Here is a 23,741-nt window from a genome sequence, read left to right as displayed (position 1 = left end):
ATGTGCATAGCCGAGGGACGACGTTGGCCCTCTGCGAAATTTCGTGCAGATTACATGATGACGACAATCCCGCGAAGCGGATATGCCATTCCAACATGCGGACACTGCACGGGACAGAAAGGAGGGACCTTCGCAGTGTTCCCAAGGTTCTCGAGACGGTTCTCAAGACGCGATGACGGACCGGAGGCACCGACACACAGGGCGGGCATCATTGCCCGCAGCCCTGGTCTGGTACCCGGTGGACATGCGATCGAAACCGCCGAGTAACGGACTACTTATGTTGAGCTCTGCATAGTGTCTCACTCCCTGCCCGGTCAGCCTATGGCTCCGCCGATCCAGGTTCCCAGGATGTACGTCACACCGGCGGCGGCGCCACCCAGGGCGAGCTGGCGCAGCCCGCTGTACCACCAGGACCGGGCCGTGACCCGGGAGACGACCGCGCCGCAGGCGAAGAGCCCCACCAGCGCGAGCAGCACCGCCGGCCACAGGGACGTGGCTCCGAGCAGGTACGGCAGTACGGGGAGCAGCGCGCCCAGCGCGAAGGAGCCGAAGGACGAGACGGCGGCGACGGTCGGCGAGGGCAGGTCGTCGGGGTCGATGCCGAGCTCCTCGCGGGCGTGGATCTCCAGCGCCTGCTCGGGGTCGCGGGACAGCTGCATGGCGACCTCGCGGGCGAGGGCGGGCTCGACGCCGCGGGAGACGTAGAGCTCGGCCAGCTCCTCCATCTCGTCGACGGGGTGCTTGCGCAACTGCTGCCGTTCCACGTCCAGTTCGGCGAGGACCAGCTCGCGCTGCGAGGCGACGGAGGTGTACTCGCCCGCCGCCATGGAGAAGGCGCCGGCCGCGAGACCCGCCAGTCCGGTGATCACGATGGCGTGCGGGGCGACGGCGCCGCCGGCCACACCGGTCATCAGGGCGAGGTTGGAGACGAGCCCGTCCATGGCACCGAAGACGGCCGGCCGCAGCCATCCACCGTTGACGTCGCGGTGGGTGTGGTTGTCGCGGTGCGCGGTGTGCAGCGGCGCTTCGGTGGTGATGATGGACATACGAAATATCTCCCCTTTTGTGCGAACGGATGCCTTACGGCGTCCCGCTCCCCCGGAACACCTCGAAACTACGCACGAATTCGGCTCCCCGCCAGCAAGGAAGGCCGTACTTACCTGCGGTTTTGCGGGTCGGCGACCGGGTGACGACGGTGTGCGCTGGGTGTTTCGCGACGAGCGACAAACCTCATGTCATGGCACAAATCCCCCAAGGGCTCAATATGAGTCCCATCAAGTGGAGAGGCGCGCCATGGAGCTGATTGCATGCAATCCGCAGGTCCTCCTCGAACGGGCCAGGGGCGCTCTTCTGGGCCTCGCGGTGGGTGACGCGCTCGGCGCCCCCGCGGAGAACATGAAGCCGTCGGAGATCCGGGCGAAGTGGGGCCGTATCGAGGGCTTCGTATCGGAGGACCCGGCGGGCACGGACGACACCGAGTACGCGATCTTCTCGGGGCTGCTGCTGGCCCGGCACGGCTCGGCGCTCACGGTCTCCCACGTGGAGCGGGCCTGGCACCACTGGATCGCGGACCTGGACGAGGGCCCCTTCAGGGGCGCGGGCTTCTCCGAGCGCGGCACCCTCGAAAACCTCCGGCGCGGTCTGGCGGCCCCCATCTCGGCCCAGCACCGGCACGCGTGGTCGGACGGCCTGGCCATGCGGGCGGCGCCCTTCGGGGTCTTCGCCGCCGGCCGGCCGGCGGAGGCCGCGCGGCTCGTCGCCATCGACGGCTGCGTCAGCCACGACGGCGAGGGCATCTACGGCGGCCAGGCGGTCGCGGCGGGCGTGGCCGCGGCCATGGCGGGCGGCAGCCCCGCGTCGGTGGTCTCCGCCGCCCTGTCGGTGATCCCCTCCGACTCCTGGACGGCCCGGTCCCTGCGCCGGGCCGTCACCGCCGCCCCGCGCGGCGAACGGGCCGTGCGCTCGGCCGTGGTCATCGGCGGCTACCCGTGGACGGACCTCGCCCCGGAGGCGGTGGGCCTGGCCTTCGGCGCGTTCGCCGCCTGCGGGGGCGACTTCCCCTCCTCGGTCCTCACCGCCGTGAACATGGGCCGCGACGCGGACACCACGGCGGCGGTGGCGGGCGCCCTGTCCGGGGCCCTGTCCGGGGCCGCCGCGATCCCCGCCGCCTGGTCCTCGGTGATCGGACCGGTACGCGGCAGCTGCCTGCCCTCGATGCGGGGCTACCACGTCCTGGACATCGCGGACCTCCTCACCCCGGAATTCGAGGGCCCCCGATGACCCCGTCCCCGTACACCGAGGACCCAGGCTCCCCGCCCCCGGCGTCCTCGGTGGCAACCACCCCCGCACCCCCGGCACCCCCGGCACCCCAGGCGCCCCCCGTGATCCGGATCGCCGAGCGGCGTCCCTCCTCCGCGCCGTCCGCCCCCCGGCCGGAGCTCAGCCCCGGCAGCGGCCCCGACCCGGGACCCCGGCGGATCGAGGGGCTCCTCCTCGGGCTCGCCGCGGGTGACGCGGCCGGCTGGCCCGCCGCCCGCCACCGGGCCAGCCGGATGCCCGAGTGGACCCGCCGCCTCACCCGCGAGCTCGACACCTTCGCCGAGCAGAACGCCACCACCACCCTCCCCGTCCCCATCGCCCTCAACCAGCCCCCCGAACCCCTGCGCCTGGGCCCGTCCGACGACGCCGAGTGGGCCGCCTTCGTCGCCGAGTCCGTACTCACCGCCGCCGGGGTCCTGCTCAGCGACCTCTCCCGGTCCCGCCGCATGCGCGCCGCCATCGACCTCGCCTGGAACGCCCTCGCCTCCGAGGTCGCCGCCGCGGCCGAACGCGCCCCCGAGGTCGAGTCCGCCGTACTGCCCCTGCGCGCCCGGATCTCCGTCCGCGCCGGCCTCGGCAACCTCGCCACCGGCCTGCGCCCGCCCGCCACCGGCCACGACAACCCGCACTACTTCGACGACGCCGCCTGCGTCCGCGCCTGCGTCCTCGCCGTCGTCCACCCCGGTGACCCGGTCGCGGCGGCGGACCTCGCCGAGTTCGACGCCCGCTACACCCAGGACGGCGACGGTGTCCACGGCGCCCGGGCCATGGCCGCCGCCCTCGCGACCGCCCTGGCCGGCGCGGACGTCGACGCCGCCGTCGACGCCGCCCTCGCGCAGCTCCCCGAGGCCACCGAGATCGGCCGCAACGCCCGGCACGCCGTCAAGCTCGCCCGTACCCACACCGACGGCGGCGCCTTCGCCATCGTCCCCACCCTCGAACACGAGATCGTGGACCACGTCTACAGCTACGGGATCGCCGCCGCCGAGACCGTCCCCGTGGCACTCGCCCTCGCGACCGCCGCCCGCGGCAGGGCGGCCGAGGCCGTCCCGGCCGCCGCCTGCCTGTCCCGCGTCGCGGACTCCGCCCCCGCCCTCGCCGGCGCCCTCACCGGTGCGCTCGGCGGCGGCGACTCGATCCCCACCGCCTGGCGCGAGGCCTGCCGCACCCTGTCCGGCTGCGCCCTCCCGCGCCTCGCCGGCACCGATCTCGTGGAACTCGCCGCGCTCCTCGCTCGCACGGAACTCACCTCTCACAAGGGATGATTCAGACATGACGCTCACGTTGGAGGACCGGGCCGCAGGCGCTCTCGTCGGGGCCGCCGTCGGCGACGCGCTCGGCGGGCCGGTGGAGGGCTGGAGCCCCGACCAGATCGTGGAACGGCACGGCGGCCGGGTGCACGGCATCGTCGGCCCCTGGTACGAGGACTGGCGCACGGCCCGCCCGATCGCCCCGTACCACAAGGGAGATGGGCACGTCACCGACGACACCCTCATGACGCACGCCCTGGTACGGGTCTACGAGACGGTACGGGACCACCTCGACGCCTACGCCGTCGCCGAGCACCTGGTCCCGGACCTGATGACCAACCCGCGCTGGATCCCGGAGCTGGAGGCCGAGGCCCTCCCGCTCCAGCGGATCTTCCTCGCCGAGAAGTGGATCGTGACCCGGCTGCACTACGCGCACGCCGACCCCCGCGAGGCCGGCAGCGGCAACATCGTCAACTGCGGTGCGGCGATGTACATGGCGCCGGTGGGCATCGTCAACGCGGGCAATCCGGCGGGCGCGTACGCGGAGGCCGTGGACCTCGCCGGGGCGCACCAGTCCTCGTACGGGCGGGAGGCGGCGGGCGTGTTCGCGGCGGCGGTGGCGGCCGCGTGCCTGCCGGGGGCGACGGCCGCCTCGGTGGTGGAGACCGCCCTCGCCCTGGCCAAGGACGGCACCCGGTCCGCCATCGCCGCCGTCCGCGAAGTGGCCAGCGCCCACCGGGACTTCGAGTCGGCGCTGGGCCCGCTCCGGGCGGCGGTCGCCCCGTACGACTCGGTCGGCCCGGACTACCGCGACCCGTCGCTGGGCGCCCGCCGACCGTCCCGGCTCCACTCCATCGAGGAACTCCCGATCGCGCTCGGGATGCTGCTGATCGCGGACGGAGCGTACGAGAGCTCCGTGCTCGGCGCGGTCAACTACGGCCGGGACTGCGACTCCACCGCCACCATGGCCGGGGCGATCGCCGGGGCCCTGGGCGGCGAGGCCGTGATCCCGGAAGCCTGGTCCAAGCAGGTCGCCGAGGCCAGCCGCCTCGACCTGCACGCCCCAGCCGGGGCGCTGGCCGCCGTCGCCCGCGAGGTCTTCGCCCTGGACCGCTCCCGCCGCCGCGCCCACGAGTCGGCCTTCACCACGATCTCGACCCCGCGGTGACCCCGCCCTGCCCTGCCCCCGACCCCGTACGGCTCACCTGGGCCCAGCCCGAGGACCTCATCGGGCACGAGCTCCGGCAGGCGGCCGAGGACGGGCGGGACCCCGAGGCCCTGCGCCGGGTCTGGCTGGCCGCGGGCGGCCACCCGGCCCCCGACCGGGCCGGGGCCTCCCCCGCCCCCGCACCACCCGAGCTCCGCTCCCTGGCCTGCGGCCTCCTGGACGAGCTCGCCGGCCTCCCGTCCTCGCGGGCCGCTGCCGAACCGCAGTCCTGGGAGGCCGTCCGCGCCACCTGGCCCGCGCCCGAGGGCCCGGACCCCGCAGGCCCGGACCCCGCAGGCGCGGACCCCCGCCTGTGCGCCCGGCTGGAAGCCGCCTGGGTCGGCCGGGCCGTCGGCTGCCTGCTCGGCAAGCCCGTCGAGAAGCTGCCGCTCGCCGGGATCCGGGCTCTGGCCCGGGCCACCGGGAACTGGCCGCTGAACGACTGGTTCAGCGCACGCGGCGTCCCGCCGGAACTGCTGGCCGCGTACCCCTGGAACCGGCGCTCCGCCCCCACCTCCCTCGCCGAGAACATCGACGGCATGCCCGAGGACGACGACCTCAACTACCCGCTCCTCGGCCTGCTCCTGCTCCAGCGGCACGGCAAGGACTTCACCACCGCCGACGTCGCCCGGCTCTGGCTCGACGAACTGCCCGCCGGGCGGACCTTCACCGCCGAGCGCGTCGCCTACCGCAACCTCCTGCTCGGGCTGGAGCCGCCCGCCACCGCCACCCACCACAACCCCTTCCGCGAATGGATCGGCGCCCTCATCCGCGCCGACGTCCACGGCTGGACCAACCCCGGCGACCCGGCCGCCGCCGCGGCCCAGGCCTACCGCGACGCCGCCCTGACCCACACCGGCAACGGGGTCTACGCCGCCCTCTTCATCGCCGCCGCCACCGCCACCGCCGCCACCGGCCGGGCCGACGTGCACACCGCGCTGCGGGCCGGGCTGGCCGTCGTACCTCCCCGCTCCCGCCTCGCCGAGGCCGTCCGTACCGGGATCCGGGCCGCCCGCGGGGAACCCGACTTCGACCGTGTCGTCGACCGCCTGCACGCCCGGTACGGCCACTACCACTGGGTGCACGCCGTCCCCAACACCGCCCTGATCGCCGCCGCCCTCACCCACGCCGACGGCGACTTCACCCGCTCCGTGTGCCGTGCGGTGTCCGGCGGCTGGGACACCGACTCCAACGGCGCCACCGCGGGCGCCCTCTGCGCGTTGGTCACCGGAGAGGTACCGGACCGCTGGGCCGCGCCCCTCAAGAACCGCCTCGCCACCACCGTGGCCGGCTTCGACGGCATCGGCTTCGACACCCTCGCCCAGCTCACCCACCGGCTCACCCACCGGTTCACCACACAGGAGGCAGCACGCTCATGACGGCCATCGCCGTGCTCGGCAGTACGAACATGGACCTCGTCGCCTACGTCCCCAAGGCCCCCCGCCTCGGGGAGACCGTCACCGGCCGCGCCTTCCGCACCGTCCCCGGCGGCAAGGGCGCCAACCAGGCCGTGGCCGCCGCCCGCAGCGGCGCTCAGGTGGTGATGATCGGCGCGGTCGGGGCCGACGAGTTCGGCGTACGGCTGCGCTCCGCGCTCACCGCCGACGGGATCGACACCGCGGCCCTGCGCACCGTCGAGGGCGCCAGCGGCACCGCCCACATCACGGTGGACGACGAGGGCGGCAACAGCATCATCGTCATCCCCGGCGCCAACGCCCGCGTCACCGGCCTGGAGGCGGGCGACGAGACCCGGATCACCGCCGCCGACGCCCTGCTCCTCCAGCTCGAACTCCCCCTGGAGGCCGTCCTCGCCGGCGCCCTGGCCGCCCGCGCGCACGGCGTCCGTACGGTGCTCACGCCCGCTCCGGCCCAGCCGCTGCCCGCCGGACTCCTCGCCGCCACCGACCTGCTGGTCCCCAACGAGCACGAGGCCGCCGCCCTCACCGGGCTCACCGACCCGGGCCAGTGCGCGGCCGCCCTGCTGGACGCCGTACCCGAGGTGGTGATCACCCTCGGCGCGGCCGGGGTCCTGTACGCCGCCCGCGGCCGGGAACCCCTCTCCGTGCCCGCGCCCCGGGTCCGGGCCGTGGACACCACCGCCGCCGGGGACACCTTCGTCGGCGCCCTCGCCGTGGCCCTCGGCGAGGGCCGCGCCGTGCCCGAGGCGCTGCGCTGGGCCTCGGCGGCGGCCGCGCTCTCCGTACAGCGGCACGGCGCCCAGGACTCGATGCCCACCCGCGCCGAGACCGACGCCTTCGCCGCGGCGCGGCCCGGAGCCGCCTCGTGACGACCACCGGGCCGCTGGAAGGGCTCCGCGTCCTCGACCTCGCCACCCTCTTCGCCGGACCGCTGGCCGCCACCCTGCTCGGCGACTTCGGCGCCGAGGTCGTCAAGGTCGAACACCCCGGCCGCCCCGACCCCTCCCGCGGCCACGGCCCCGCCAAGGACGGCATCGGCCTGTGGTGGAAGCTGCTCGGCCGGAACAAGCGGACGATCACCCTCGACCTGTCCACCAAGGGCGGCCGGGACACCCTGCTGCGCCTCGCCGCCACCGCCGACGTGGTCATCGAGAACTTCCGCCCCGGCACCCTGGAGAAATGGGGCCTGGGCTGGCCCGAGCTGTCCGCCGCCAATCCGCGCCTGGTCCTGACCCGCGTCACGGCCTTCGGACAGCAGGGCCCGTACGCCCACCGCCCCGGCTTCGGCACCCTCGCCGAGGCGATGAGCGGCTTCGCCGCGATCACCGGGGAGCCGGACGGGCCGCCGACCCTGCCGCCCTTCGGGCTCGCGGACTCGATCGCCGCCCTGACCACCGCGTACGCGGTGATGACCGCCCTCGCGGGCCGCGACCGCACGGGCCACGGCCAGGTCGTGGACCTGGCCATCATCGAACCGATCCTCACCGTGCTCGGCCCGCACCCGCTCTGGTACGACCAGCTGGGCTACGTCCAGCCGCGCACCGGAAACCGCTCCACCAACAACGCCCCCCGCAACACCTACCGCAGCGCGGACGGCCGCTGGCTGGCGGTCTCCGCCTCCGCCCAGTCCATCGCCGAGCGCGTCCTGCACCTGGTCGGGCGGCCCGAGCTGATCGCCGAGCCCTGGTTCGCCACCGGTTCCGGGCGGGCGGCCCACGCGCACGTCCTGGACGAGGCGGTCGGCGGCTGGATCGCCCGCCACAAGGCCGAGGAGGTCGTCGCCGCCTTCGAGGAGGCGCAGGCGGCCGTCGCCCAGGTCTACGACATCCGGGACGTGATGGCCGACCCGCAGTACGCGGCCCTCGACACGGTCACCGAGATCGAGGACCCGGAGCTCGGGCCGCTCCGGATGCAGAACATCCTCTTCCGGCTCTCCGAGACCCCCGGCGGGATCCGCTGGGCCGGCCGCCCGCACGGCGCGGACACCGACGAGGTCCTGACCGAGCTGGGCCTGACCGAGGCCGAGATCAGCGCTCTGCGGACCGAGGGAGCCCTGTGATCCTGACCTGGCTGTACGCGCCGGGCGACCGCCCGGCGGTGGTGGCCAAGGCCATCGGCTGCGGGGCCGACGCGGTCATCGTGGATCTGGAGGACGCGGTACCGGTCTCCCGCAAGGAGTACGCCCGCGCCGCCACCGCCGAGCTCCTGCGTGAGCGGCCTCCGCTCCCCGTCCACGTCCGCGTCAACGCGCTCGACTCCCCCTGGGGCGGCGCCGACCTGACCGCCCTCGGCGGGCTGCACGGCCTCGCCGGGCTGCGGCTGCCCAAGATCAGCGCCCCCCAGCAGGTCGTCGCCGCCGCCGACCGCACCGGCGGGGTCGGGCTGCACGCCCTGCTCGAATCGGCGCTGGGCGTGGAGCGTGCGTACGAGATCGCCCGCGCGCACCCCGCGCTGCGCGGGCTCTCCCTGGGCGAGGCGGATCTGCGGGCCGACCTGGCCGTCAGCGCGGAGCCGGGCCTGGACTGGTGCCGCTCACGGGTGGTGGTCGCGGCCCGCGCGGCCGGGCTGGCGCCCCCGTCCCAGTCGGTGTTCCCCGACATCCGGGACCTGGAGGCGCTGGCCGTCTCCTGTGCGCGCGGCCGCTCGCTCGGTTTCCTCGGCAGGGCGGCGATCCACCCCCGGCAGCTGCCGGTGATCGAGCGGGCCTACCTCCCCGCGCCCGAGGAGGTGTACGCGGCCCAGGAGGTCCTGAGCGCGGCCCGGGCCACCCCGGGCGCGCTGGCCCTGCCCGACGGGCGTTTCGTGGACCCGGCGGTGGTGGCGGCGGCGCACCGCACCCTGGCCCTGTCGCGGCGGGCGGCTACCCGCTGAACACGCGGGAGGGGTGCCGCGCGGTACGCGGCACCCCTCCTGCTGTGACCCGCCGGGTCAGTGCTTCTCGGCCCCCGGGGCCTCGGCCCCGGCCGGTTCGGCCTTGGAGAGGTCTGCCTTGGGGGCGTCCTCCGGCTCCGCCGCCGCAGCGCCGGCCTCGGCGTCCTTGGGCTCGTCGGCCTTGGCAGCCTTGGCGTCCTTGGGATCGGCGTCCTTGGCGTCGGCCGGGCGATCCGGTTCCACGACATCTTCGCGGCCCGGGCGCAGCTTCGCCGACAGCACGAGGTAGACGACGGCCAGTACGAAGACCACGATCGAGGTCCAGACGTTCAGCCGCAGGCCCAGGATGTGGTGCGCCTCGTCGACCCGCATGTACTCGATCCAGCCGCGGCCCACGCAGTACGCGGCCACGTACAGGGCGAAGGCCCGGCCGTGGCCGAGCTTGAAGCGGCGGTCGGCCCAGATCACCAGCACCGCGACGCCGATGCACCACAGCGACTCGTACAGGAAGGTCGGGTGGTAGGTGCCGGCGTCCCGGTTCGGGCCGGCGCTGATCTCCACCGCCCAGGGCAGGTCGGTGGCCCTGCCGTACAGCTCCTGGTTGAACCAGTTGCCCCAGCGGCCGCAGGCCTGGGCCAGCGCGATGCCCGGGGCGAGGGCGTCCGCCCAGGCCGGCAGCGGGATGCCGCGCAGTCGGCAGCCGATCCAGGCGCCCACCGCGCCGAGCGCGATCGCCCCCCAGATGCCGAGGCCGCCCTCCCAGATCTTGAAGGCGTCGACCCAGTTGCGGCCCTCGCCGAAGTAGAGCTGGTAGTCGGTGATCACGTGGTAGAGGCGACCGCCGACAAGGCCGAACGGCACCGCCCACACGGCGATGTCAGCGACCGTGCCCGGCTTTCCGCCGCGCGCGATCCACCGCTTATTGCCGAGCCAGACAGCGACGAAGACGCCGATGATGATGCAGAACGCGTAGCCGCGGAGCGGGATCGGTCCGAGATGGATCACGCCGGTCGACGGACTGGGGATGTAAGCAATGTCCATGGCAGACATGACGCTACCTTGCCGGGCGGTGCACACCGCAACCCGCCCGGCAAGCCGAAACCAAATCCACACATGACCCAGGCGTCGCTCAGTTCTCCGCGGAACGGTCCGATCCGCTGTTCGCGGACGTCTTCGACGGCGCCGTCGACCCTCCGCCCGAGGACGCCGGCCGCGTGGCCTTCACACCGGGAGTCGCACCGGGAGTGGTCCCGGAAGCCGTGTCTGCGGACGCGGACGGCGAGGCCTTCCCCGCCGACTTCGAGGCCCCGGCCCCGCTGCCACTGCCGCTCGATGCCCCGGCCGCGGCTTCCACCTGCGCCTTGAGCTTCTCCGGGGTCAGCGGATTGGCCTGGTCAGAGAAGATGTCCTTGCCGTCCAGCAGCACGGTCGGCGTGCCCCGGAACTTTCCGGCGCGGAAGGCCTCGTGCGATTTGGCCACCCAGCTGTTGTGCGTGCCGTTCTCGACGCACGAGCGGAAGGCGGGGGTGTCCAGCCCGTCCACCTTGCCGGCCAGCTCCAGCAGCTTCGCGTTCTTGCCGTAGGCGTCGTCGACCTCCTGCGGCTGGTTCTGGAAGAGGACGTCGTGGTACTCCGCGAACTTGCCGGCGTCCTGCGCGCAGGCCGCCGCGTTCGCGCCCTTCAGCGAGCCGCTGCCGCCCATGTTTCCGTCGATGAGCGTGACCAGGTGGTAGTCGGCCTTGAGCAGCCCCTTGGCCTCGAGTTCGTGGACGGTGGCCCGGTAGTTGTCCTCGAAGCCCTTGCAGGCGGGGCAGCGGAAGTCCTCCCACACGGTCAGGGTGGACTTGGCCTCGTCCTTGCCCGTCCGGATGGCCAGCGCGTCCTTGCCGGTGGCTCCGGAGGGGGCGACCACCGGGCCCGCCTTGTCGGCGCCGCCGTCCTTTCCGGTGTTGGCCGCGATCAGGCCGACGACGGCGGCCAGGCCGAGCACGCCGACCACCGCCGCCGATACGACGAGCGTCCGCCGACGCTTGTCCCGGGCCTTCTGCCGCTCGCGCTCCATCTGGAGCCGCTCCCGGGCCGATCGTTTCGTCGCATCGCGGTTCGCACCGTCGTTCTTCTCGCTCACGTTCGGCCAAACGAAGCGGGGAGGCACTCGCGTGCCTCCCCGCTCCCACTTCCACCTGATCGGGCTACAGAACCCGTTCAGGTGTGCGCTTCCCGTCAGCTCCTGCGTACGCCTTCCGCAAGCTCGCCCGCCAGCGACCGTACGGCGGCCAGCCCGGCCGGCAGGTCCGGCGCGTCCAGCAGCAGCTTGACGAAGGCCGAGCCGACGATCACCCCGTCGGCGAAGGCCGCCACCTCCTTGGCCTGGACGGCGTTGGAGACGCCCAGCCCGACACAGACCGGGAGCTCGGTCGTGGCGCGGGTGCGCCGCACCAGCGCCTGGGCCTCGTTGCCGACCGACTCGCGCGTACCGGTGACTCCCATGAGGGAAGCCGCGTAGACGAAGCCGGAACCGGCCGCCGTGATGGTGGCGAGGCGCGCGTCCTTGCTGCTGGGGGCCACGACGAAGACGGTCGCCAGACCGTGCTTCTCCGCGTGCTCGCGCCACAGCGCGGACTCCTGGACCGGCAGGTCGGGCAGGATGCAGCCGGCGCCGCCCGCCGCCGCGAGCTCGGCGGTGAACCGCTCGACGCCGTAGCGGTCGATGGGGTTCCAGTACGTCATCACCAGGATCGGGGCCCCGGTCGCCTCGTGCGCCTCGCGCACGGTCCGGATCACGTCGGCGATCTTGACGCCGCCGCGCAGGGCGATGTCGTCGGCGGTCTGGATGATCGCGCCGTCCAGGACCGGATCGCTGTGCGGGAGGCCGACCTCGACCACGTCCGCGCCGCCCGCGATGACGGCCTTGACCGCCTCGATGGCGCCGTCGACGGTCGGGAAGCCCGCCGGGAGGTAGGCGACGAGGGCGGCGCGGTCCTCGGACTTCGCCTTGGCGAGCGTGTCGCTCAGCAGCTGGATGCGTCCGGTCTTCTCGCTGGCACTCACTTGGTCTCCCCCTCGGCGGCGTCGTACAGCCCGAAGTAGCGGGCGGCCGTGTCCATGTCCTTGTCACCGCGGCCGGACAGGTTGACGACCAGCAGGCCGTCCTTGCCCAGCTCCTTGCCCAGGTCGAGGGCGCCGGCGAGGGCGTGCGCCGACTCGATCGCCGGGATGATCCCCTCGGTGCGGGAGAGCAGGCGCAGGGCCTGCATCGCGGCGTCGTCGGTCACCGCGCGGTACTCGCCGCGGCCCGTGTCCTTGAGGTACGAGTGCTCCGGGCCGATGCCCGGGTAGTCCAGACCGGCCGAGATGGAGTACGGCTCGGTGATCTGGCCCTCCTCGTCCTGGAGGACGTAGCTGCGGGAGCCGTGCAGGATCCCCGGCTCGCCCGCGGTCAGCGTGGCCGCGTGCTCGCCGGTCTCGACGCCGTGCCCGGCGGGCTCGAAGCCGACCAGGCGGACGTCGGCGTCCGGGATGAAGGCGTGGAAGAGGCCGATAGCGTTGGAGCCGCCGCCGACGCAGGCCGCGACGGCGTCGGGCAGCCGGCCGGCGCGCTCGATGATCTGGCGGCGGGCCTCGACGCCGATGACCCGGTGGAAGTCGCGGACCATGGCCGGGAAGGGGTGCGGTCCGGCGACCGTGCCGAAGAGGTAATGGGTCCGGTCCACATTGGCGACCCAGTCGCGGAACGCCTCGTTGATGGCGTCCTTCAGGGTCCGGGAGCCGGACTTCACGGAGATGACCTCGGCGCCCAGCATCCGCATCCGGGCCACGTTCAGGGCCTGGCGCTGGGTGTCGATCTCGCCCATGTAGATGGTGCACTCGAGGCCGAAGAGCGCGCAGGCGGTGGCGGTGGCCACGCCGTGCTGGCCGGCGCCGGTCTCGGCGATGACCCGGGTCTTGCCCATGCGCTTGGTGAGCAGCGCCTGGCCCAGCACGTTGTTGATCTTGTGTGAGCCGGTGTGGTTGAGGTCCTCGCGCTTGAGGAAGATCCGCGCCCCGCCGGCGTGCTCGGCGAACCGGGGCACTTCGGTGAGGGCGCTCGGGCGGCCGGTGTAGTTGACCATCAGGTCGTTGAGCTCGGCCGCGAAGGCCGGGTCGACCTTGGCCTTCTCGTACTCGACCGCGACCTCGTCGACGGCGGCGACGAGCGCCTCCGGGATGAACTTGCCGCCGAAGTCGCCGAAGTAACCCTCGGCGTTCGGGACGTGACCCTCCGGGTCCGGGATGAAGAATTGGCTGGACATGCCGGTGCTCCTACGGGAACGGGATGCGACGAGTGGTTTTCACCGTATTGCGCCACCCACCCGCGACACGCACACGCACGCACCCCCGCGGGGGTCGGTCTGTGCTGTCTGCGGGATGCGGGAAGGAGAACCCGCCGCCCGGAGCCGGTCGGCCCGGGCAACGGGCCGTACGGAGCCACCGCGACACGAAACGATACGTCTCGTACCGTCCGCTGCGGGCCTCGTTACGGCGCGTCTCCCGGACGCCATCGCATGCCGTTGACCTGACCGGGCTCGGAGCCGATCACGTACCGGACCCGCCGCCCGTGCACGCGCCGGGCCGGGGCGCGGCAGCCGCGAGGGCGGCAGCCGCGCGCCAGGGGCGCGTGCGCCGTCGGCACGCCGACCGGGCCACGGCGGCCGGGTCGGGTGCGGACGGAGGAGCGGTCGTGGGCCATGGGGACGGGTCAGCTCCGCCCGTGGCGCAGGGCGGGGTGGGCGCCGGCGGCGACGAGGTCGGCCACGGCCGCCTTCGGGTCGCGGCCGGTCACCAGGGACTCCCCGACGAGGACGGCGTCGGCGCCCTCGTTGGCGTAGGCGATCAGGTCGTGCGGCCCGCGGATGCCGGACTCGGCGATCTTGACGATGTGGGCCGGGATCTCCGGGACGACGCGCTCGAAGGTGGAGCGGTCGACCTTGAGGTCCTTGAGGTTGCGGGCGTTGACGCCGATGATCTTGGCGCCCGCGGCGACCGCGCGCTCCACTTCCTCCTCGTCGTGGACCTCGACGAGCGGGGTCAGGCCGATGGACTCGGCCCGCTCGATGAGGGAGACGAGGGCCTCCTGCTCCAGGGCCGCGACGATCAGCAGCACGAGGTCGGCGCCGTAGGCACGGGCCTCCCAGAGCTGGTACGCCGTGACGATGAAGTCCTTGCGCAGGATCGGGATGTCCACGCGGGCGCGGACGGCCTCCAGGTCGGCCAGCGAGCCGCCGAAGCGGCGCTGTTCGGTGAGGACGGAGATGACTGCCGCACCACCCGCCTCGTAGTCGGCGGCGAGCCCGGCCGGATCGGCGATCGCGGCCAGCGCGCCCTTCGACGGGCTGGAGCGCTTGACCTCGCAGATCACCTTGACGCTGTCGCCGCGCAGTGCGGCGACGCCGTCCTTGGCCTGGGGCGCCTTGGCGGCACGCTCCTTGAGCTCGTCGAGGCTCACGCGGGCCTGCCGTTCGGCAAGGTCTTCGCGGACCCCTTCGATGATCTCGTCGAGCACACTCACGCGAGCGGCCCCCTTCCGGGTCGATGACGGTCGGCCGCCTTGCAGACACGTACAACTGCAAGGTCAGCAATCAAATGGTATCCGCAGGAGGCCTTGCCCTCCGCACGCGGTTGACGCCGTCCCAGTAACTGGACATTCGGAATCGGGGCTTCATCCGGGCCCCGCACGGGCCTCAGGGGGCCAGTGCCGAGCCGAAAGAAAGATTTCGGACAACGGCGAACACCAGGGCCGCCCCGCCGATCCCCCACCAGTGGAGCCGCCGCAAGACCAGTCGGGGCACGGGCCCGCCGCCATAGGCCCGAATCAGCCACAGGATCATGAATCCGGCGAAGACGAAGTAGCCCGTGACGGCCAGGGCATTTGCCCCGAAAGCTGTGATCAGATCGCCGTGGGCGAACGCGTGCGCGCTGCGCAGGCCGCCGCAGCCGGGGCACAGGATTCCGGTCAGCCGCAGCAGTGGACAGACCGGGTAATGGCCCGGTTCGTTGGGATCCACGGTGCCCACGTACGCAAACGCCGCGGCGGCCGCGACCAGGGTGAGCGCCGGTGTGCGCAGGCGCCGGGCCCGGGACATCGGTACGACGGGCGCGGCCTGCGGCGGCAGGGCATCGGGGGTGCGAGAGGCGTCCACCCGCTGATTCTCACCGGTCATGACAAAAGGCGCAGCCCGACGGGGCCGCGCCTTTCGGATCCTCGGTACCGCGCTCAGACCTTGGCGGGGACCTTGGAGGCTGCGATGACCTCGGCGAGGTCCTTGTGGGAGGCCTTCGGCGCACCCATGCCCGCCGCCTTCATCGCCATGCCGACGACGCCACCGATCGCGACCACGACGAGGCCCGCCCAGAAGCCGATCGGGTTCGCGAGCACCATGTAGGCGCCGGAAATGCAGAAGCCGATGAAGGCGATGGTGACACCGGTCCAGGCGGCCGGGGTGTGTCCGTGGTCTGTGCCCGCCATGAGTTGCTCCTCGTTGCTCTGTCGCGGTGCTCTGTCGAGCGCGCGGTCTGTGTCGAACGCTCGGTGCCCATTGTCCCGCACCGGGCGGGGCCGCCGTCCACGGGGGGTGCGTCAGCCGGTCGGGTCCTCGCCGCGGTCCAGAGCCTTCCACAGATCCTCCGGCCGGTCCGGATCCACCACGGCCGGCTTGCGCGTACGGGGGCTGCCGTCGCGCTCGTAGCGGCCGCCCATGGCGGGCCAGCTCCGGCCGAAGCGCAGGGCCAGCAGTCCGGCGGCCAGGATCAGGGCCGCCCCGGCGGCCGTGACGTACGGCCACGCGGTCTGGGTCAGCCCCGCCACCTGCGCGGCGGCGTCCGCCGTCGTACGGGCGGCCTCCGCGTCCAGGGCCCGGCGGCCGTCGGCGGCGAAGACCGCGGTCAGCGCCGCGCCCAGGCCGCTGAGCGCCAGCAGCCCCGACACCAGCAGCCGGCCCTTGCCGCGTACGGCGAAGACGGCGACCAGGGCGGCGAGGCCGACGATGGCCAGGGCCGCGGGGAGCCCGGTGACGGCCTGCCCGTCCGCGGTCAGCGCGAGCGAGTCGCCGCCGAGGGCGGTGGTGCCCCGGGCCCAGACCCGGCCGGAGGCGAGCAGCACGACGGTGGAGCCGAGGGTGCCGAGCAGCAGGGCGACGGCCACGCTGCGGCGGCCGCTGCGGCTCTCGGGGGCCTCGGCGTCGGTATCGGTTCGGGGCGGGGGTACGGCACTCACGTACCCCACTATCCCTTACGCCCTCACGAGCTGTGGAGGCGGTTCGCCGCTCCCACCGCGCGCAGCACGGCGGCCGCCTTGTTGCGGCACTCGTTGTCCTCCAGCTCGGGCACCGAGTCGGCCACGACCCCGGCGCCGGCCTGCACGTACGCCGTGCCGTCGCGCAGCAGCGCGGTGCGGATGGCGATGGCCGTGTCGGAGTCGCCCGCGAAGTCCAGATAGCCCACGCAGCCGCCGTACAGGCCGCGTCGGGAGGGCTCCAGCTCCTCGATGATCTGCATGGCGCGGGGCTTGGGCGCGCCGGAGAGGGTGCCCGCCGGGAAGCAGGCGGTGAGCACGTCGAAGGCGGTCTTGCCCTCGGCGACCCGCCCGGTGACGGTGGACACGATGTGCATGACGTGCGAGTACCGCTCGATGCTCATGAAGTCGACGACCTCGACGGAGCCCGGCTCGCAGACCCGGCCGAGGTCGTTGCGGCCCAGGTCGACGAGCATCAGGTGCTCGGCGCGCTCCTTGGGGTCGGCCAGCAGCTCCTCGGCGAGGTCGTGGTCCTCCTGCGGGGTGGCGCCGCGGTGCCGGGTGCCGGCGATGGGGTGGACCATGGCCCGCCCGTCCTCGACCTTGACCAGCGCCTCGGGGCTGGACCCGACCACGTCGAAGCCGTTCTCGAAGCGGAAGAGGTACATGTACGGGGAGGGGTTGGTGGCCCGGAGCACCCGGTAGACGTCCAGCGCGGAGGCCTCGCAGGGGGTCTCGAACCGCTGCGAGGGCACCACCTGGAAGGCCTCGCCGGCCCGGATGCGCTCCTTGATGTCCTCGACGGCGGCCTGGTACTTCTCGCCGCCCCACAGCGCGGAGAACTGCGGCAGCTCGGAGGCGGGCAGCGGGGTGGGGGTGTACGGGGCGGGCCGCGCGAGGTCGGCCTCCATCGCGTCGAGCCGCGCCACGGCGTCCGCGTACGCCTCGTCCACGCCGGTGTCGAGGTCGTTGTGGTTGATCGCGTTGGCGATGAGCAGGACGGTGCCGTCCCAGTGGTCCATGACCGCCAGGTCGGAGGTGAGCAGCATGGTCAGCTCGGGCAGCCGCAGGTCGTCGCCGGTGTGCTCGCCGATGCGCTCCAGGCGGCGCACGATGTCGTAGCCGAGGTAGCCGACCATGCCGCCGGTGAAGGGCGGCATCCCGCCCGCGAGGTCGCGGGGAGTGTGCAGGGCCTCGACGGTGGCGCGCAGCGCCTCCAGGGGGTCGCCGTCGGTGGGTACGCCGACGGGCGGGGTGCCGATCCAGTGCGCCTGGCCGTCCCGGACGGTCAGGGTCGCGTCGCTGCGCACGCCGACGAAGGAGTACCGGGACCAGGAGCGGCCGTTCTCGGCGGACTCCAGGAGGAAGGTGCCGGGGCGTTCGGCGGCGAGCTTGCGGTAGAGCCCGACGGGGGTGTCACCGTCGGCCAGCAGCTTGCGGCTCACGGGGATGACGCGGCGGTCGGCCGCGAGCTTGCGGAACGTATCGAGATCCATGTGCGTGGGGCCTACCTAGTCGGCGTCGCGGAGGAGGACATCGTCGTCGAAGCAGGTGCGGGCGCCGGTGTGGCAGGCCGCTCCGACCTGGTCGACCTTGACGAGCACGGTGTCGGCATCGCAGTCGAGGGCGACGGACTTCACGTGCTGGAAGTGGCCGGAAGTGTCCCCCTTCACCCAGTACTCCTGGCGGCTGCGGGACCAGTAGGTACAGCGGCCGGTCGTCAGGGTACGGTGCAGGGCCTCGTCGTCCATCCATCCGAGCATGAGCACCTCACCGGTGTCGTACTGCTGGGCGATGGCCGGTACCAGGCCGTCGGCGGAGCGCTTGAGACGCGCGGCGATGGCGGGATCGAGGCTGCCGGGGCGGGGGGACGTACTCATGTGGCCATTGTGCCGGGCCGCTATGCCCGCCGCGGATCCCTGTCCGCCTGATGAGCAGGCGCGCGGCGTGATCCAGCCGTAGGCTGGCCCGCATGTCTACCCATGCGAAGCGTGAACGGCTGCTGCTGGCCGACCTGTTGGAGGCGGCCGGGCCGGAGGCGCCGACGCTGTGCGACGGCTGGACCTGCCGGGAACTGGCGGCGCACGTGGTGGTCAGGGAACGCCGCCCGGACGCGGCTGGCGGCCTGCTGCTGAACGTGCTGAAGAACCGCCTGGACGCGGCGATGGCGGAGTACACGGCCAAGCCGTACGAGGAGCTCATCCGGCTGATCCGCACCGGCCCGCCGAAGATGTCGGTGTACGCGCTGAAGCAGATCGACGAGGCGGCGAACGCCGTGGAGTTCTTCGTGCACGCGGAGGACGTCCGGCGGGCGCAGCCGGACTGGTCCCCGCGGGAGCTGGACCCGGTGTTCTCGGACTCCCTGTGGTCCCGCCTGGAGAAGCTGGCCCGCCTGACGGGCCGCCGCTCGCCGGTCGGCCTGGTGCTGCGCCGCCCGAACGGCCAGACGACGGTGGCGCACAAGGGCGCCCCGGTGGTGACGGTGACGGGCGAACCGGGGGAACTGACGCTGTTCTGCTTCGGCCGCCAGAACTCCGCCGCCGTCACCCTGGACGGTGACAAGGACGCCGTCGCGAAGCTGACGACGGCCAAGCTGGGCATCTAGGCCCTGTCCGGGGCTCACTTCCACCCGGCGGGACGGCTGTACACGACTCCCGTGGCGGCCTCGGTGACGGTCTCGGGCAGCTGGCTGTTGCGCAGCGCGGTCTCGTTGATCGTGAACGCGCCGACCGAGTGGAAGTGCCGGCTCGGCCTCGCATAGCCGGGCGGCAGGGCCAGGTAGATCTTGCGCAGGGGGTCCAGGCGCCGGGCGGCCTCGACCGCGGGCACGAGATCGGAGTCCGCGGACACGATCAGCGCGATGTCCGAGGCCCCGCGCGCACTGTCCTCGACGAGGCGGGCGCCGATGGCCACGTCGGTTCGCTTCTCCTCGAACCGGCGGAATCGGCGGGGCGGCGTACAACCGCACCGGTAACCCTGACGGCACGAGGCGCAGCGCGGTTTCTGGACGGTGTAGTGCCCGAGCTCGGTCTGTACGTCCCGGGGGCGGTGCGCGGCGAGGGCGTCCAGGTGCGTCTTCTGGTCCGCGAGTGCCGCCGGATCCTTCACGACCAGGGTGGTGCAGTACTGGACGCGCTCGAGGGTGTCGTCGGGCCGCAGCCGCTCCACCAATGCCGCGAGATCCAGCCAGAGGTAGCGGTGGCCGAAGGTGGCTCGGATGGAGTAGTCGAGGTTGGGCCCGTCGACGTAGGCGATAACGCTGCTCACAGGTTCTCCCGGCGGGGACGGCCCGCCTGTTACGGTGTCTGCATACGAGTTCGGCGGTCACGCCGACAGGAACGGCCCCGGCGACGGGGCCGTTTTTTTCGTGTTCTGCGTACTGGAGGGCCGCTCAGAGGGCCGGTGAGGCCGGCTCCCCGCGAACGACCCGGTAGGCGGGGCTCGCGGGATCGCTCAGGGCCCCGAAGACGGCGTACGCGGACTGCTTGGGCCCGTTGATCGTGTACCTGCCCTGGGGTGTCTTGGTGAGCACGGTGCCCAGCCACTGGTCGCCCTTGCGCCAGTCGACCGCCTTCAGACTGGCGAGCAGGCCTTCGAGACGCAGGCTCCGCTCCTCGCCGGAGGCCTCCAGCAGCGGCCGGCCCATGGCCCCGACGGCGGCGAAGACGCTTCCCATGGCCGCGACGCACTCCTCCCGGTCCGTGATCTCCTCGCCGAAGGCCTCGGCGTAGGCAGCGAGCCAGTCGCGCGCCGCGGATTCCAGGTCGGCCAGATCGACGTGGCCGATCGGGGCGGGCTTGGTTCCGTACTGCACACCCGAGATTCCGTGCACCATGTTGATCACGAACTGCCGCAGGTCCTGGAGCTTGACCACCTTGGGGCTGTTCTTCTTGATCTGCCGGGAGATCCGCTCGACCTTCCCCCGGAAGAACGGGATCTCCTCCGAGAGGCGTCCCACGACATCCATCAGCGGATCGTTGGTGTCCATGCTGAGCGCGATGGCCGAGTTCACCCGGACACCGAGCACGTTGAGGTCGTAGAAGAACTTGCGGGCCTCCATCGGGGGCCTGTCGTCGTGCACCACGGCGCTGAGATAGGCGGTGGCGTGCAGGTCCTTGGCCTCCTGGCCGACGGCGGGGTCCCGCTGGAGGTGGTAATGGCTGGCCAGCTGGGTCTCGCCGTCGATGGCGATCAGTTTCGTGCCGTGGGGAACACAGAGGAAGTTCTGCTGCGCGCCGCCCAGCTCCGCGTACTGCACGATGGAGAGCGGTTCTTCGGTCCACAGGTGGATGGGGGGCAGTACGCCCGCGCGTGCCCCGGTCACGAAACTCTGGATGTACGCCGCGTACTTGGGGATGTTCGTCTTCTTCCCCAGCTCCAGACCCCGCTGTACCAGCGAATGCAGCTCGACGTCCTCGTCCGTGACGTCCGTGGGCCGCAGTTTGGCGTTTCCGGGCTGCAGGACCACCGGGTCGTGGGTGATCACCCTCAGCTGCTTGAACGGGACCTGGATGTGCGTCGTCCGGTCGTCCACCTGCAGACAGCGGATGAAGATCCCGGCGGAAAGGTCGAACACGTCGGTACTCAGCTTGGCCACAGTCCCCACCCATCTCCTCGGCCACAGCGGCGATGTGAATCAGGGTAGGGGTCAACTCCAGTTCGCCGCAGGGCTTTCTCGAGAAAGGACTTCCGTCATCTTGAGAAAGCCCCGCGGCGGGGCGGCCGGTCTCAGCGGACGGGGTGACCCGCCTCGCGCAGGGCCGTCTTGACCTCGGAGATGCGCAGGTCGCCGAAGTGGAACACCGAGGCCGCGAGGACCGCGTCGGCGCCCGCCGCGATCGCCGGCGCGAAGTGCTCCAGCTTGCCCGCGCCGCCCGAGGCGATCACCGGGACCGTGACGTGCCTGCGCACGGCCGCGATCATCTCGGTGTCGTACCCGTCCTTGGTGCCGTCGGCGTCCATCGAGTTCAACAGGATTTCCCCGGCGCCCAGTTCGGCCGCCCGGTGGGCCCACTCGACGGCGTCCATGCCGGTGCCCTTGCGGCCGCCGTGGGTGGTGACCTCGAAGGAGCCCGAGGCGGTGCGGCGGGCGTCCACCGACAGGACCAGTACCTGCCGGCCGAAGCGCTCCGCGATCTCCTGGATGAGCTCGGGGCGGGCGATGGCGGCGGTGTTCACGCCCACCTTGTCCGCACCGGCCCGCAGCAGCTTGTCCACGTCGTCCGCGGTGCGGACGCCGCCGCCCACGGTCAGCGGGATGAAGACCTGCTCGGCGGTCCGCCGCACCACGTCGTACGTGGTCTCGCGGTTGCCGGAGGACGCGGTGATGTCGAGGAAGGTCAGCTCGTCGGCGCCCTCGGCGTCGTACAGCTTGGCCATCTCCACCGGGTCACCGGCGTCGCGCAGGTTCTGGAAGTTGACGCCCTTGACGACCCGGCCGTTGTCCACGTCCAGGCAGGGGATCACACGTACGGCGAGGCTCATGCGGCACCTCCGTACGCTTCGACCTCGACCTCGACGACCATGCTGGGGTCGACGAAGCCGGAGACGATGATCATGGATGCGGCGGGGCGGACCGCGTCGAACAGCTCCTTGTGGGCGCGGCCCACCTCGTCCACGTCCCGGGCGTGGGTGAGGTACATCCGGGTGCGCACCACGTGCTCGGCGCCGAGACCGGCCTGGGCGAGGGCCTTGAGGGCGACGCCGAAGGCGCCGACGGCCTGGTCGTACGGGCCGTTGGCGTCGGCCGCGGTGCAGCCGGAGACCAGGACGAGGCCGTTCGGGAGCTGGACGGCGCGGGAGTAGCCGATGACGTCCTCGTAGGCGCCGCCGGACGAGATGCGGCGTACTTCGTCAGAGCTCATGCGGAGACCACCTTCAGGGCTTCTTCCAGGGTGAAGGCCTTGGCGTACAGGGCCTTGCCGACGATCGCGCCCTCGACGCCCAGCGGGACCAGCTCGGACAGGGCCCGCAGGTCGTCCAGGGAGGAGATGCCGCCGGAGGCCACGACGGGCCGGTCGGTGGCGGCGCAGACGTTGCGGAGCAGCTCCAGGTTGGGGCCGGTCAGCGTGCCGTCCTTGCCGATGTCGGTGACGACGTACCGGGCGCAGCCCTCGGAGTCGAGGCGGGCGAGGGCCTCGTACAGGTCGCCGCCCTCGCTGGTCCAGCCGCGTCCCTTGAGGGTGGTGCCGCGGACGTCGAGGCCGATCGCGATCTTGTCGCCGTGGTCGGCGATGGCCTTGGCGGCCCACTCGGGGGTCTCCAGGGCGGCGGTGCCCAGGTTGACGCGGGTGCAGCCGGTGGCGAGGGCCGCCGCGAGCGAGGCGTCGTCGCGGATGCCGCCGGAGAGCTCGACCTTGATGTCCATGGCGGCGGTGATCTCGGCGACCAGGGCGCGGTTGTCACCGGTGCCGAAGGCGGCGTCCAGGTCGACCAGGTGCAGCCATTCGGCGCCGGAGCGCTGCCAGGCGAGGGCCGCCTCGAGCGGGGAGCCGTAGGAGGTCTCGCTGCCCGACACCCCGTGCACGAGGCGGACGGCCTGGCCGTCGCGGACGTCGACCGCGGGGAGGAGTTCCAGCTTCGCTGCGGGCTCGGTCATCACAGGGTCTCGATCCAGTTGGTGAGGAGCTGGGCTCCGGCGTCGCCGGACTTCTCGGGGTGGAACTGGGTCGCCCACAGGGCCCGGTTCTCCACCGCCGCGACGAAGGGCTCGCCGTGGGTGGCCCAGGTGACGCGGGGAGCGCGGATCGCCGGGTTGGTGACCTCCAGGTTCCACTCGCGCACCGCGTAGGAGTGCACGAAGTAGAACCGGGCGTCGGCGTCCAGGCCGGCGAAGGCCTGGCTGTCGGCCGGGGCCTCGACGGTGTTCCAGCCCATGTGGGGGACGATCGGGGCCTTGAGCGGGCCGACCGTGCCGGGCCACTCGTCGAGGCCCTCGGTCTCCACGCCGTGCTCGATGCCGCGCTCGAAGAGGATCTGCATGCCGACGCAGATGCCCATGACCGGGCGGCCGCCGGACAGCCGGCGGCCGATGATCCAGTCACCGCGGGCGTCCTTGAGCCCCTGCATGCAGGCGGAGAAGGCACCGACACCGGGGACGAGCAGTCCGTCGGCGTCCATGGCCTTGTCGTAGTCGCGCGTGATCTCGACATCGGCGCCGACGCGGGCCAGGGCCCGCTCGGCGGAGCGGACGTTGCCGAAGCCGTAGTCGAAGACCACGACCGTCTTGCGTGCAGTGCTCATTCCCAGATTCCTTGGATGCGCAGGACTCCGGCGGCGAGGCACATCGCGGAGCCGATGGCGAGCAGGATGACGACCGATTTGGGCATCTGCTGCTTCTGGAAGGAGTAGACGCCGCCGGCCAGGAACAGGCCGAGGACGATCAGGATCGTGTTGAGCCCGTTCAC

27 protein-coding genes are annotated in these 23,741 nt (G+C 72.6%); 8 read left to right on the top strand and 19 right to left on the bottom strand.

Annotated elements, in window-relative coordinates; translation table 11 throughout:
* Positions 1–314: 314 nt before the first annotated feature.
* Positions 315–1,046 (bottom strand): VIT1/CCC1 transporter family protein, encoded by a 732-nt coding sequence (locus tag JIW86_RS28940; protein WP_257556753.1) that lies wholly within the window; start codon positions 1,044–1,046, stop codon positions 315–317.
* 247 nt (positions 1,047–1,293) lie between these two features.
* On the opposite strand from JIW86_RS28940, the gene JIW86_RS28935 reads away from it, so the two are divergent.
* From JIW86_RS28935 to JIW86_RS28905, 7 genes are read left to right on the top strand one after another with little or no spacing between them, the layout of a single operon-like run.
* Complete coding sequence (locus JIW86_RS28935; protein ID WP_215146503.1) at positions 1,294–2,280, top strand: ADP-ribosylglycohydrolase family protein; 987 nt, start codon at positions 1,294–1,296, stop codon at positions 2,278–2,280.
* Positions 2,277–3,584 carry an ADP-ribosylglycohydrolase family protein gene (locus tag JIW86_RS28930; RefSeq protein ID WP_257556752.1) on the top strand — a complete coding sequence of 436 codons (1,308 nt, stop codon included), beginning with the start codon at positions 2,277–2,279 and terminating at the stop codon, positions 3,582–3,584. Before JIW86_RS28935 ends, JIW86_RS28930 begins: the two co-directional genes overlap by 4 nt.
* 7 nt (positions 3,585–3,591) lie before the next feature.
* Positions 3,592–4,737, top strand: a complete 1,146-nt coding sequence (locus tag JIW86_RS28925; protein ID WP_257556751.1) for an ADP-ribosylglycohydrolase family protein — start codon at positions 3,592–3,594, stop codon at positions 4,735–4,737.
* Entirely contained in the window at positions 4,734–6,155 is a 1,422-nt protein-coding gene (locus JIW86_RS28920) for an ADP-ribosylglycohydrolase family protein (protein WP_257556750.1), read from the top strand. Before JIW86_RS28925 ends, JIW86_RS28920 begins: the two co-directional genes overlap by 4 nt.
* A complete protein-coding gene (rbsK, locus tag JIW86_RS28915) occupies positions 6,152–7,063 on the top strand; it encodes a ribokinase (RefSeq protein ID WP_257556748.1) in 912 nt (303 codons plus the stop codon). The genes JIW86_RS28920 and rbsK overlap by 4 nt, the downstream gene beginning before the upstream one ends.
* On the top strand, positions 7,060–8,253 hold the full coding sequence (locus JIW86_RS28910; protein ID WP_257556747.1) for a CaiB/BaiF CoA transferase family protein: 1,194 nt from the start codon (positions 7,060–7,062) through the stop codon (positions 8,251–8,253). Before rbsK ends, JIW86_RS28910 begins: the two co-directional genes overlap by 4 nt.
* A complete protein-coding gene (locus tag JIW86_RS28905; RefSeq protein WP_257556745.1) occupies positions 8,250–9,065 on the top strand; it encodes an HpcH/HpaI aldolase/citrate lyase family protein in 816 nt (271 codons plus the stop codon). Before JIW86_RS28910 ends, JIW86_RS28905 begins: the two co-directional genes overlap by 4 nt.
* Before the next feature lie 57 nt (positions 9,066–9,122).
* Here JIW86_RS28905 and lgt read toward each other — a convergent pair whose 3' ends face one another.
* The 11 genes from lgt to hisI form a co-directional block, all read right to left on the bottom strand.
* The gene (gene lgt / locus JIW86_RS28900) at positions 9,123–10,106 is read right to left on the bottom strand and encodes a prolipoprotein diacylglyceryl transferase (RefSeq protein WP_257556744.1); all 984 of its coding nucleotides are present in this window, start codon (positions 10,104–10,106) and stop codon (positions 9,123–9,125) included.
* Positions 10,107–10,194: 88 nt separating this feature from the next.
* The gene (locus JIW86_RS28895; protein WP_416237612.1) at positions 10,195–11,193 is read right to left on the bottom strand and encodes a DsbA family protein; all 999 of its coding nucleotides are present in this window, start codon (positions 11,191–11,193) and stop codon (positions 10,195–10,197) included.
* A gap of 95 nt (positions 11,194–11,288) precedes the next feature.
* On the bottom strand, positions 11,289–12,116 hold the full coding sequence (trpA, locus tag JIW86_RS28890; protein ID WP_215146494.1) for a tryptophan synthase subunit alpha: 828 nt from the start codon (positions 12,114–12,116) through the stop codon (positions 11,289–11,291).
* Complete coding sequence (gene trpB / locus JIW86_RS28885) at positions 12,113–13,357, bottom strand: tryptophan synthase subunit beta (protein WP_257556743.1); 1,245 nt, start codon at positions 13,355–13,357, stop codon at positions 12,113–12,115. Before trpB ends, trpA begins: the two co-directional genes overlap by 4 nt.
* Before the next feature lie 224 nt (positions 13,358–13,581).
* A complete protein-coding gene (gene trpM, locus JIW86_RS28880) occupies positions 13,582–13,794 on the bottom strand; it encodes a tryptophan biosynthesis modulator TrpM (RefSeq protein WP_251064984.1) in 213 nt (70 codons plus the stop codon).
* 9 nt (positions 13,795–13,803) lie between these two features.
* The gene (gene trpC, locus JIW86_RS28875) at positions 13,804–14,613 is read right to left on the bottom strand and encodes an indole-3-glycerol phosphate synthase TrpC (RefSeq protein WP_215146493.1); all 810 of its coding nucleotides are present in this window, start codon (positions 14,611–14,613) and stop codon (positions 13,804–13,806) included.
* Between the two features lie 172 nt (positions 14,614–14,785).
* Positions 14,786–15,265 (bottom strand): DUF2752 domain-containing protein, encoded by a 480-nt coding sequence (locus tag JIW86_RS28870; RefSeq protein ID WP_416237611.1) that lies wholly within the window; start codon positions 15,263–15,265, stop codon positions 14,786–14,788.
* Positions 15,266–15,318: 53 nt separating this feature from the next.
* Complete coding sequence (locus JIW86_RS28865) at positions 15,319–15,570, bottom strand: HGxxPAAW family protein (protein WP_215146491.1); 252 nt, start codon at positions 15,568–15,570, stop codon at positions 15,319–15,321.
* A gap of 111 nt (positions 15,571–15,681) precedes the next feature.
* On the bottom strand, positions 15,682–16,326 hold the full coding sequence (locus tag JIW86_RS28860) for a TIGR02234 family membrane protein (RefSeq protein ID WP_257556742.1): 645 nt from the start codon (positions 16,324–16,326) through the stop codon (positions 15,682–15,684).
* Positions 16,327–16,340: 14 nt separating this feature from the next.
* On the bottom strand, positions 16,341–17,831 hold the full coding sequence (locus tag JIW86_RS28855; protein WP_215146489.1) for an anthranilate synthase component I: 1,491 nt from the start codon (positions 17,829–17,831) through the stop codon (positions 16,341–16,343).
* A 15-nt stretch (positions 17,832–17,846) separates the two neighbouring features.
* Positions 17,847–18,215 carry a phosphoribosyl-AMP cyclohydrolase gene (hisI, locus tag JIW86_RS28850; RefSeq protein WP_215146488.1) on the bottom strand — a complete coding sequence of 123 codons (369 nt, stop codon included), beginning with the start codon at positions 18,213–18,215 and terminating at the stop codon, positions 17,847–17,849.
* 92 nt (positions 18,216–18,307) lie between these two features.
* Between hisI and JIW86_RS28845 the strand changes: the two genes are divergently transcribed.
* Positions 18,308–18,940, top strand: coding sequence for a TIGR03085 family metal-binding protein (locus JIW86_RS28845; protein WP_215146487.1), 633 nt, complete (start codon positions 18,308–18,310; stop codon positions 18,938–18,940).
* Positions 18,941–18,954: 14 nt separating this feature from the next.
* Here the strand turns inward: JIW86_RS28845 and JIW86_RS28840 are convergent, their stop codons facing one another.
* From JIW86_RS28840 to JIW86_RS28810, 7 genes are all read right to left on the bottom strand, one after another.
* Entirely contained in the window at positions 18,955–19,602 is a 648-nt protein-coding gene (locus tag JIW86_RS28840) for an NYN domain-containing protein (RefSeq protein ID WP_257556741.1), read from the bottom strand.
* A gap of 124 nt (positions 19,603–19,726) precedes the next feature.
* Positions 19,727–20,932 (bottom strand): DNA sulfur modification protein DndB, encoded by a 1,206-nt coding sequence (locus tag JIW86_RS28835; protein WP_215146485.1) that lies wholly within the window; start codon positions 20,930–20,932, stop codon positions 19,727–19,729.
* Positions 20,933–21,063: 131 nt separating this feature from the next.
* On the bottom strand, positions 21,064–21,819 hold the full coding sequence (hisF, locus tag JIW86_RS28830; protein WP_215146484.1) for an imidazole glycerol phosphate synthase subunit HisF: 756 nt from the start codon (positions 21,817–21,819) through the stop codon (positions 21,064–21,066).
* The gene (locus JIW86_RS28825; protein WP_257556740.1) at positions 21,816–22,199 is read right to left on the bottom strand and encodes a RidA family protein; all 384 of its coding nucleotides are present in this window, start codon (positions 22,197–22,199) and stop codon (positions 21,816–21,818) included. The genes hisF and JIW86_RS28825 overlap by 4 nt, the downstream gene beginning before the upstream one ends.
* Positions 22,196–22,933: a bifunctional 1-(5-phosphoribosyl)-5-((5-phosphoribosylamino)methylideneamino)imidazole-4-carboxamide isomerase/phosphoribosylanthranilate isomerase PriA gene (gene priA / locus JIW86_RS28820; RefSeq protein WP_215146482.1), complete on the bottom strand. Its 738-nt coding sequence runs from the start codon at positions 22,931–22,933 to the stop codon at positions 22,196–22,198. Before priA ends, JIW86_RS28825 begins: the two co-directional genes overlap by 4 nt.
* Positions 22,933–23,577: an imidazole glycerol phosphate synthase subunit HisH gene (gene hisH / locus JIW86_RS28815; RefSeq protein WP_257556739.1), complete on the bottom strand. Its 645-nt coding sequence runs from the start codon at positions 23,575–23,577 to the stop codon at positions 22,933–22,935. The genes priA and hisH overlap by 1 nt, the downstream gene beginning before the upstream one ends.
* Positions 23,574–23,741 (bottom strand): hypothetical protein, encoded by a 168-nt coding sequence (locus tag JIW86_RS28810; RefSeq protein ID WP_031148344.1) that lies wholly within the window; start codon positions 23,739–23,741, stop codon positions 23,574–23,576. The genes hisH and JIW86_RS28810 overlap by 4 nt, the downstream gene beginning before the upstream one ends.

It is taken from the genome of Streptomyces sp. NBC_00162, assembly GCF_024611995.1.
Lineage (GTDB): Bacteria > Actinomycetota > Actinomycetes > Streptomycetales > Streptomycetaceae > Streptomyces.
Note: the sequence above shows the minus strand (reverse complement) of the source record. Positions and strands in the feature narration are given on the sequence as shown.